Annotated in this window: 4 protein-coding genes; all 4 read left to right on the top strand. The window is 55.9% G+C overall.

What is annotated here, in order from left to right:
- A partial coding sequence (locus tag V7730_RS20120) for an IS30 family transposase (protein ID WP_335749361.1) occupies positions 1-303 on the top strand: 303 nt, incomplete at its 5' end.
- 249 nt (positions 304-552) lie between these two features.
- Complete coding sequence (locus V7730_RS20115; protein ID WP_335749360.1) at positions 553-9,633, top strand: GAF domain-containing protein; 9,081 nt, start codon at positions 553-555, stop codon at positions 9,631-9,633.
- The gene (locus V7730_RS20110) at positions 9,630-9,977 is read left to right on the top strand and encodes an Hpt domain-containing protein (protein ID WP_335749359.1); all 348 of its coding nucleotides are present in this window, start codon (positions 9,630-9,632) and stop codon (positions 9,975-9,977) included. The genes V7730_RS20115 and V7730_RS20110 overlap by 4 nt, the downstream gene beginning before the upstream one ends.
- Positions 9,970-11,004 carry an adenylate/guanylate cyclase domain-containing protein gene (locus V7730_RS20105; protein WP_335749358.1) on the top strand — a complete coding sequence of 345 codons (1,035 nt, stop codon included), beginning with the start codon at positions 9,970-9,972 and terminating at the stop codon, positions 11,002-11,004. Before V7730_RS20110 ends, V7730_RS20105 begins: the two co-directional genes overlap by 8 nt.
- The last annotated feature ends 257 nt before the right edge of the window (positions 11,005-11,261 follow it).

Genomic DNA, 11,261 nt, shown 5'->3' with positions numbered 1-11,261 from the left:
CGTTCGGGTTGGATACATCTTAGCACGCTGTCCAATTTTGCCGGACCACTTCATAAGAAGTTCACCTTAGCCACCGATATTGACGTCTATTTGTGCGAACCTCACAGCCCGTGGCAACGCGGTTCAAACGAAAACACCAACCGCCTGCTGCGACAGTACTTTCCAAAGGGCACAGATTTGTCGATACATAGTCAAGCAAAGCTGAGCGCCGTTGCAAGACAGCTCAACGAGCGACCACGTATGACGCTAGGATACGAAACTCCCGCAGAGCGTTTCAATGCATGTGTTGCGTCGATCAGTTGAGACCGCCCCGCAAAGCGGACATTGACTTTGGGAGGGTCGGCCCAAACCAAACATTTGCAGCTTTATTCGGCATTGTCGGTGCAGCGGCCCCAACCAGACGTCCCAAGCGGGATCGTGAGATGTAAACGTGAGCCCATGCCAGACCCAGTGCCGCCTGTACAATGAAACCGAAAGCAAATAGCATTTTGTGATTACCGTATTGCTATCGATCTGACTTTTGCATTTCAACTGTAGCAGAGAGCGCACCACGTGGTTTCAGATATTCCCTCGACCGACAAAGCGACCAAACAGAAGCTCCAAGCACTTGAAGCGGAATTGGTGGAGCAGCGCGCGCAGGCCACCGCGTCGGCTGAAATTCTGCGTGCGATCAATGGCATAAAAGACGATATCCAACCGGTGTTCGACATCATATTGGAACACGCGGCCACCCTGTGTGGTGCGCCGATGGCCAGCCTCAACATCATTCAGAACGACCGTAAAACGGCACTGATGGTCGCCCATTGGGGAGAAAAACTGCGCCATTTGGCGGTGGGCGAGACGGTCTGGCACCTCGATTCCGCGCTTGCCACAAACACTTCCATGCGCGAAGGCAGGATTGTGCATTTCGATGACCTTGCTGCAACAACGCTTTATGACGCGGGTGATGCGATACGCACCAGCGTTGTAGATGTGGAAGGCGTGCGCACATTTCTGGCCGTACCGCTGATGAAAGGTGACCTTTGCCTTGGTAACATCGCCCTCTACCGGCGAGAGGTGAAACCCTTCACGGATGATCAGATCGCTATGGTCGAGACCTTTGCCGCTCAAGCGGTCATCGCCATCGAAAACCTGCGCCAGTTCAAAGAGCTTCGGGACTCGCTGGAAAAGCAGGAAGCAACATCCGACATCCTGAGGGTCATCAGTCAAAGCCGCGAAGACGAGACAGAGGTCTTTGACATGATTTTGGAAAAAGCCGTCATCTTGTGCTGTGCGGATCAGGGTGGGCTCCAGCTTGTCAATGACAGCCGCACACATGTCCGCCTTATGTCTGACTGGGGGCATGACCGCACGGCGTGGCAGCCGGGCCTTGAATTCTCTCTTGATCTGCCCCTTTCAGTTGTTACGACGATCCGATCAGCCAAGGTCGTTCACATCGCGGATTATGCCCAGACAGATGCCTACAAGAGCCGCGATCCGATTGCTGTCGATCTGGTGGAAACCGAAGGGGTTCGGACACGGCTGATTGTGCCGCTTTTGCAGGACGGCATTGCCATTGGCTGCATTTCGCTAAGCCGTCGGGCTGTTCGATCCTTTTCACCGTTGGAAATTCAGCTTGTCGAAACCTTTGCAGCCCAGGCCGTCATAGCCATTGAAAACGTGCGCCAGTTCCGTGAATTGCAGACCCGCCTGGAGCGGGAAGCGGCGACAAGCGATATATTGAGCGTGATCAGCCAGAGCCGTGAAGATGAGAGGCAAGTCTTTGACATCATTTTGGAAAAGGCAGCGACGCTGTGCAGTGCGGATCAATCCGCCCTCATACTGACCAATGAGAAACGCACGTCTTTTCAGTTGGCGGCAAACTGGGGGCACAACCGCACCACGCTCAATGTCGGCGCGAGTTGGCCATTTGATTCGATGCTCACAGCAGGTGTGGCAATACGGGCCGCCAAGGTCCTGCATGTTCACGACTGCGCAGAAACTGAAGCCTACAAGAGCGGCGCCCCGGCCGCGCTCCAAATGGTCGACGTCGAAGGCATTCGCACCCGGTTAGTCGTCCCTTTGATGCGCGACGATCTTGCCGTTGGTGCCATCGCAATGAGCCGCCGCGAGGTGCGCCCGTTCCAAGCCTCCGAAATCAAGCTGGTCGAGACCTTTGCCGCCCAAGCCGTGATTGCCATTGAGAACGTGCGCCAGTTCCGCGAAATCCAGAACCGGCTCAAGCGTGAGGCGGCGACATCTGACGTGCTCAAGGTCATCAGCCAGACCCAAGACGATGAAGCGCCGGTGTTTCGGGCGATTCTTGAAAAGGCGCAGGCGCTTTGCAGTGCACCCATGGCCGCTCTGATCCTCGCAACAGCGCAGGATGAAGTGCAAAAGCTCGCGGCCCATATCAACGTCCCCTCCAGTGTGGTTCAGATGTATGATGACGGCCAGATGAAGGTTGATCCCAGCCTGTCTTACGCCGCCAGATGTGTTGTTCAGGGCAGGTTAATCGCCTTTGATGATATGGGACAAAGCGACCTTTATGCTTCGGGAAGCCCTGTGGTCCAGTCCATGGTGGAGACCAGCGGTCTTCGTAGCGTCCTGTTTGTGCCGTTGATCAAGGATGATGCCGCAATTGGTCTGATCACACTTTTTCGCCTTGAGGTGACGCCCTTCACCGAGAACGAGATCGCACTAGTCGAGACCTTTGCCGCCCAAGCTGTCATCGCCATCGAGAACGTGCGCCAGTTTCGCGAGGTGCAGACCCGTCTGGAGCACGAGGCTGCGACCAAGGAAATCCTGTCGGTCATCAGCCAGAGCCGCGATGATGAAACGCCCGTCTTTCGCGCCATTCTGGACCGGGCAGAGCGGCTGTGCCATGCGCAGGGCAGTGGTTTGCAACTGGTCAACGAGGCCCGTACGCATCTGCTGATGATGGGGTCAAAGGGAGAGGATCAAGGGTCTTTCCCAATTGGGTTCACCTTCGATCTAAGCGAACCCTTGGGCATGTGCATCGCCGTCAATGAAGCCCGCGTCGTCCATACGGAGGATTTGAAGGACACCGACCTTTACCGCGCGGGGCATCCAGGGCGGGTCTCACTGGTCGATGTGGAGGGGTCGCGCACCCATCTCAACGTGCCTTTGGTGAGGAACGGCGTAGCGTTTGGCAACATCACCCTGAGCCGCAAAGAGGTGAAGCCCTTCTCGGCAGATGAAATTGCGCTGGTGGAATCCTTTGCCGATCAGGCCGTCATCGCCATCGAAAACGCACAGCAGTTCAAGGAGACCCAGGATGCTCTGGCCCGCCAGACGGCGACCTCGGAAATCCTGCGGGTGATCAACAGTTCTGGCACAGACCTGCAACCGGTCTTTGATCTGGTGAACCAGAAGGCCGCAGAGCTTTGCGGTGCGAAAATCAGCGTCATGTGGCACTATGATGGACAATTGACCCGTTTCATATCCCATCATGGCTTTACGCCAGAGGAAATGGAGCAGTTCAGCGCAGCCAATCCCCCCACACCTCCAGTAGAAGGCAGCCTGAGCGCTCAGGCGATACGTACTGGGCAAACCGCACATATTGAGGATGCCCAAAACCCTGATTATCCCAATCACGCAATTGCACGTTTGAAGGGTTTCCGCCACATGATGGGCGTCCCGATCCATGTCGGCGCCAAGGTTTGGGGCATTATCGTCCTTGCCTTTCCGGATGGCCAGAAACCAAGCGCGTCAGATGTGGACCTTGTCGAAACATTCGCAGGACAGGCCGGCATCGGGATCGCAAACGCGTCCCTTTTTGCTGAAACTCAAGAGGCGCTGGAGTATCAGACTGCCACGTCCGAGGTGCTGGGCGTCATCTCCCGCTCTCCCAATGAATTACAGCCTGTGCTGGACGTCATTCTTGAGGTGGCAGCACGGCTGTGTGACCCGCAATATGCCTATGTCGCTCTTCTGAACCCCGATGATGGCCTGTACCACGTCATTTCGATGCACCATGTCGATGACGAGTTTAAGGAATTTCTGCGTGCGAACCCCATTCGGCAAAATCACGGCAGCAGCTCCGGGCGTGCGGCGATGTTGTGCGAAACCGTTTATATCGAAGACACCCAAGCCGACGACAGCTACAAATGGAAAGAGGCGGCGCAGCGCGGTGGATATCTGACCACACTGGCGGTGCCTTTCGTCAAGGACGGGGTGGCGCTGGGGGTCATTGCCTTGGCTGACGAGAAGCGCTCGGCCTACTCGCCCAAGCAGATCGCATTGCTGGAAATGTTTGCCTCACAGGCCGTAATCGCCATCGGCAACGCGCGGTTGTTTGACGAGGTGCAGCAGCGTACGGCGGAGGTGACTGAGGCATTGGTGCGCGAAAAGGCAAGCGCCGAAATCCTGCAAGTCATCAACGAATCCACGTCTGATCTGCAACCGATGTTCAATCTGATCGTGCAGAAATCTGCTGAGCTTTGTGGCGCAAGTTTTTGTGCGCTCGACCGGTTCGATGGGGAACTCTATCATTTCTGTGCCCAGTCCGGATTTCCGTCGGATACGATTGATGATCTTTTGGCGGATTATCCGTTCAAGGGCACCAGTGGCCACCTCTCGCCGCGGGTCGTCACAAGCGGCACCACCGTACATATCGACGATGTTCTGACGGATGACTATTTCTCGCCGGAGCTGGCAGCAAAAGTTGGTTTCCAACGATTGATGGGCGTTCCGATCAAGGCCGATGGCCGGGTCTGGGGGGTGATCAATCTGGCATGGCCAGACACGACGCCGCCTGCGCCCGCAAACGTCGAATTGGTCCAAAGCTTTGCCAATCAGGCCAGCATCGCCATTGAGAATGCGCGGCTGTTGCGTGAAACGCAGGAACGCACGGCAGAGGTGACCGAGGCACTCAAGCGTCAAACAATTACCACCGACATTCTGCGCGCCATCAGTCAATCCCCGACGGACGTGCAACCAGTGATCGACACGATCGTCAGCAGTGCGGCCCAGATGATTGATTGCGATATGGCGATCTTTCACCTGCTGAAGGGAGACCACTACGGGCCGGCGGCGGCGGCGCGGCGCGGCGGTGCGCTGATCACCGACAAAACCCAGGAAGGCGCGCGCAAACTGGCCACCCGCTTTACCCCGGACGGAATGCCTCTACAGCCTCTGGACCCGGACATGAATTTCCCGTCGCGTGCCATGGTGACCCGCGAAACGCAGCATATCATCGACTGGGTGAATTACGATCTGCCCCCGCATGAGGTGGAGCGCGGCAAGCAGTTGGGACTGACAGGCGCAATTTACATGCCACTCGTTCAGGGCGACGAATGTCTCGGCTCGCTGGTCCTTGGCACGACAACGCGGACGGCCTTCTCGACGCAGGATATCGCGCTGGCGCAATCATTCTGCGATCAGGCGATCATTGCGCTGCGCAACACGCAGCTTTTCATCGAAACGCAAGAAGCGCTGGAGTATCAGAAAGCATCGTCGAATGTATTGACGGTGATTTCCAAATCGCCAAACGAATTGGATCCGGTTCTGGGCGAAATCCTGGATGTCGCCACGCGAATTTGTAAGCCGCAATACGCCGCAATGGCGTTTCTCGATCCAGATGATGGACTGTTTCACATCAAATCGACACATCAAATCGAAGATGATTTCATTCGGTACCTGCGTGCAAATCCGATTACGCCTGGCCCAGGCAGTTGCATCGGAGAGACTGCCTCACTGGCCAAGACAGTGTATTATGAAGACACAGAGTCCGATGACTACAAATGGAAAGAAGCGGCACGGATCGGGAAGTACCGGGCCATTCTTGGTGTGCCTCTGATTCAGAACAATGTTGTCGTTGGCGTGCTTATTCTTGCTGATTCCAAAGTATCGCCGTTTTCATCCAGACAAGTCGCCCTGATGGAAACATTTGCGGCACAGGCGGTGATCGCAATCAACAACACACAGGTTTTTGGTGCGTTGCAGGAACGCACGGAGGAAGTGACCGAAGCGCTGGAGCAGCAAAGAGCCTCTGCCGAAATCCTCAGCGTGATCAGTCAATCGGTCGAGGACACGCAGCCTGTCTTCGAGAAGATTTTGGAAAGCTGCCAGCATCTCTTTGGCGGTGAGGAACTGGATGTGCTCCTGATCGACGATCAAGGTTTGTTGCAGGTCGCCGCATATCTGGGAAACTACCGCGACGAACTTCTCAAAACCTTCCCGGCCCCTTGGGAAATTACCCCGGCGGGCGAGGCCATACGCACGCGGCAGGTTGCAAACTATGCTGATTGCACTACCAACCCAGACACCCCGCCGGTTCTGCAAAAGATGGCGCGGATTGCGTCCTATCACTCGGTCGCCTTCGCCCCGATGATCTGGGAGGGCAAGGGCATCGGCGTGGTCGGCGTGGCGCGCTCGGAACGGGCCTTCAACGACAAGGAACTGCGCATCATGCAGGGCTTTGCCGATCAGGCAGTCATCGCCATCCAGAACGCGCGGCTATTCAAGGAAACCCAGACCGCCCTTGTGCGCCAGACCGCCAGTGCAGACATCCTGCGCGTCATCAGCGGCGCGCAGCAAGATGCAAAGCCGGTGTTTTACGCGATTGCCGAAGCTGGCGTTCACTTGCTCAAGAGTGACAGCGTGTCAGTTTTGGTCCGCGACGGCGATCATTTTTCTCCGGTGGCAGGGTTCACACCCGAGGGTAGGCTGGACTCGTTGCGCAGCGATCCGGTCAAGATTGACCCGACCCAGAACATGCCCTCAAAGGCCATGGTGTCGAAATCACTGGTACACCTGACGGATGTCGCAGATGCCGATTTGCAGCCGCAGGACGTGGATGTGTTGCGAAAATATGATACAAGAACCATCCTATTTCTTCCGCTATTGCGCGACGACGAATGCGTCGGCGTCTTGACGTTTTCGCGCAACAAAACACCCCGCGCTTTTACTGCTGAAGAAATCGAGTTGGCCCAAACTTTCTGCGATCAGGCGGTTATCGCGATCCAGAACACGCGGTTGTTCAAGGAAACCAGCGAAGCCCTTGAACGGCAGACCGCGACCGCAGAGGTGCTGGAGGTCATCAGCAATTCGGTTGAGGATGCCCAACCTGTCTTTGACAAAATTCTGGAAAGTTGCCAGCGCCTGATCCCCAGTTCGGACCTGTCGCTTGTGACGTTGGATGACAACGGTCTGGTGCATCTTGAGGCTATCTTTGGAGCCAATGCAAAACTCACGACTGAAACCTACCGCCCGATGCCCGTTGAGCAGACGATCATCGCACAGGCAGTCCTGAGCGGCGAAGTGATGCATTATCCGGATGCTTTGAACGGGTCTGATGTGCCTGACGGGCTGTTCCGGATTGCGAAAAAATTCTCCAACCTCTCCAGTCTTGTCGCGCCGATGATGTGGCAGGGCAAACCCGTGGGCGGGCTTTTTCTGACACGTATTCTGGGTGCTTCTGACTGGGCACCGTTCACAAAGCGGGACATGGACCTGTTGGAAAGTTTTGCTGATCAGGCGATCATTGCGATCCAGAACGCGCGGCTGTTCAATGAAACGCAGACGGCCCTTGTGCGGCAAACTGCAATTGCTGATATCCTGCGGGTTATCAGCGGAGCACAGGAGGACGCAAAGCTGGTCTTCATGGCCATCGCCGAAGCGGGCACCCGCCTGATGCGGTGCGATAGTGGCGCAGTTCTTTTACGCGATGGCGACACCTTTGTGCCCGTCGCCGGGTATGCAAAAGATACTGGGCAATTGGCCCGCCTTGATCCGCGACCTGTGAAGATCAGGCCGGAAATGAACTTCCCCTCGCAAGTCATAACGACGGGCAAGATGATCCACATCCCTGATTTCTCAATAACCGATTTGCCACCACACGAGATTAAAGCCGCAAAGAAGTTCGACCTGAAGTCAAGTATTTATCTGCCTTTGATCAAAAGCAAGGACTGTGTCGGCGTACTGATCTTTTCTAGGACAGAAACCGCATCTGCCTTCACCGACGACGAAATCGAATTGGCGCATTCCTTCTGTGATCAGGCTGTGATCGCCATCGAAAACGTCCGTCTCTTCCGCGACGCTCAAGACGCCCGCGCCGCTGCCGAGAAAGCCAATGAGGCCAAGAGCGCCTTCCTTGCCACCATGAGCCACGAAATCCGCACGCCGATGAATGCGGTGATCGGGATGAGCGGCCTATTAATGGATACGGAGCTGAACCCGGAACAGCTGGATTATGCCGAGACCATCCGCACCAGTGGCGATGCCTTGCTGGGGATCATCAACGAAATCCTCGATTTCTCCAAGATAGAAGCCGGGCAGATGGACATCGAAACCGCGCCCGTCGATCTGCGTGACTGTATCGAAACCGCGCTTGATCTGGTTAGCAGCCGTGCTGCTGAAAAGCAGTTGGATATGGCTTACGTCTATGACGACAGCGTGCCTCAAGCGGTCAGCACCGATCTCACGCGGCTCAGACAAATTCTTCTGAACCTATTGTCAAACGCTGTCAAATTCACCGAAGAAGGCGAGGTGGTTCTGTCGGTGAAAGCAACTCCACTGAAAGGCGACCTGATGGAGTTGACCTTTACCGTCCGCGACACCGGGATCGGCCTTTCACCGGAAGGGATGAAACGCATGTTTCAGTCTTTCAGTCAGGCTGATAGTTCGACGACACGCAAATATGGCGGGACGGGCCTTGGCCTCGCGATCTCCAAACGGCTAGCCGAATTGATGGGTGGCACGATGACCGCCGCCAGCGCCGGGTTGGGTATGGGCTCAACCTTCAGCTTTACCATTCAGACCCGCGCCGCTGACCTGCCTCAGGCCCATGCCCGTGATCTGGTGGGAGAGCAAAACGAATTGCGTGGTAAACGGGTTCTGATCGTGGATGACAATGCCACCAATCGGAAAATCCTGACCTTGCAGACCGACAAATGGGGGATGCAGGCACGCGGCACCGAAACACCGAAAGAGGCGCTGGATTGGGTGATGGAGGGCGCGGCATTCGACATTGCCATTCTCGACATGCACATGCCTAAAATGGACGGCCGTGCATTGGCCCATGAAATCCGCAAGATCAACGCGTCGTTGCCTCTGATCCTGTTCAGCTCACTGGGCATTCGGGAGTCTGAGACGCAAAGTGATCTCTTTGACGCCTATCTGGCCAAACCCCTGCGCCAATCGCAGCTCTTTGACACGTTGGTGACGGTCTTTGCCCCCAAAGTAGGTGGTAAATCTGCGACTGCCAAACCGGACAGCCCCAAAACGCAACCCGAACTGGCCAAAGCCCATCCCTTGCGGATCCTTCTGGCGGAGGACAATCGGGTGAACCAAAAGCTCGCCCTGCGTCTGCTTGAGCAGATGGGGTACCGCGCGGACCTTGCCAGCAACGGGCTTGAAGCGGTCGAGAGCGTCGCGCGGCAAACCTATGACGTGGTCCTGATGGACGTGCAAATGCCCGAAATGGACGGGCTGGAGGCATCTCGCCGCATCACTCGTGACAAGACACCGGATCAGCGCCCCCGGATCATCGCCATGACCGCAAATGCCATGCAAGGGGATCGCGAAATGTGTCTTGCCGCCGGTATGGACGACTATATCGCTAAACCCATTCGCGTGCCGAAACTGATCGAAGCGCTCAAACTGGTGTCTGTTCGAAGGGGAACAAAATGACAAGCGATGTAATCGACAGCGCCGTCTATGACGAACTGAAAGAGGCTGCAGGGGCCGAATTTGTGGTGGAGCTTGTCACGGCATTTCTTGAGGAAGCGCCGATCATGTTCGATGAATTGCGCACTGCCCTTGATATGAGAGATGCAGACGGTTTCCGGCGGGCAGCCCACTCGATCAAATCCAACGCAGAGGTTTTTGGCGCGCATGCTCTGGTCACCCCTGCGCGCGCGCTTGAACTGATGGAGGTGTCGGATGTTACGCCTGAGGTGCAGGCAAGCGTCACCGAATTGGAAGCGGAATTCACCCGTGCCGCTGACGCCTTAAAGGAATTGCAGCATGTTTGATCCCGGCGCACGCCTGCTTATCGTCGATGACAACCGCGTCAATCGGCTGCTGCTATCGCGCAGCGTTGAACTGCTGGGATATATCGCAACAGTCGCCGAAAACGGACGGGCGGCCATGGACATGCTGCGGACGGGGACATTCGATCTGATGTTGCTCGACATCGAAATGCCAGAGATGGACGGGTTTGAGGTGCTGGAAGCCATCAAACTTGAGCCGTCACTTCAGGACATACCCGTGATCGTCACCTCCTCGGTCGAGGGGGTGGACAACATCGTGCGCTGCATTGATCTGGGCGCGGACGATTACCTGCCAAAACCTATCAATCCGGTACTCTTACGCGCACGCCTGTCCTCCAGCCTTGAGAAAAAGCGCCTGCGGGACGAACAAGAGACCCTGCTGCGCCGCTTTGCCACCAGCGAAGTTGTGAAGGACCTGCAAGAGACCGGTTTCAAATTGGGCGGGCGGCGCGTGCATGCCTCGATCCTGTTCTGTGACATTCGGGGGTTTACAACAATCTCGGAAAGCCAGTCTCCCGAGGACACGATTGAGTTGCTCAACATCTACTACACCCTGATGTTCGAAGCGATTGATCAGCACGGTGGCATTGTCACATTGATGATCGGCGACGGGTTGATGGTTCTGTTCGGGGCACCACAACCCTTGAAAAACCCCGCCGCAAGCGCGGTGGCTGCGGCACAGGACATGCAGGCGATTATTGCGCAATTCAATCTCGAACAGGCAGCGGAGCAAAAGCCCAAAATCAGGCTGGGCATCGGCATCGCAACGGGCGAGGTTGTGGCGGGCTTTGCCGGCACCAAACAGCGGGCTACCTACACTTGCATAGGCGACAAGGTGAACCTCGCCTCACGGCTTGAGGGACATACCAAAAAGGCGTCCTGCCCGATTTTGATTGACGACGCGACGCGGGCTGGCTTGGGTGAGAACCGATCATGCAGGCCAATCGGTGACGTAACATTTAGTGGCTTTTCTACTCCTGTTGCGGTCTTTTCAGTTGATCCGCAGTAAAGTGCTCATGGCGTTAGACCTACCAACTAATGATGCTGTATTTCGTTCGAAGAGCAAAATTGCTCAAACAGTCGAGGTCTCCCGTAAACACCTGCATTGGTGAATGCAAAAATCAGTTTTGAGCGTCGGCTTTTGGTTGTCCCGGTCAGAAACGTAATATCTCAGCGATGCTACGGTAATCCCCCCCGAAACTAAGGGGATACGGAAGTAGCATTTTCTCGGCAAGATATCTGAGGAGATTTTGATGAAGATGACGA

This window comes from Sulfitobacter sp., assembly GCF_036961165.1.
GTDB lineage: Bacteria > Pseudomonadota > Alphaproteobacteria > Rhodobacterales > Rhodobacteraceae > Sulfitobacter.
Note: the sequence above shows the minus strand (reverse complement) of the source record. Positions and strands in the feature narration are given on the sequence as shown.

Excerpts from the sequence above, each read along its gene's own strand:
- V7730_RS20105 (WP_335749358.1), top strand. The coding sequence starts at position 9,970 with ATGTTTGATCCCGGCGCACGCCTGCTTATCGTCGATGACAACCGCGTC.
- V7730_RS20110 (WP_335749359.1), top strand. The coding sequence starts at position 9,630 with ATGACAAGCGATGTAATCGACAGCGCCGTCTATGACGAACTGAAAGAG.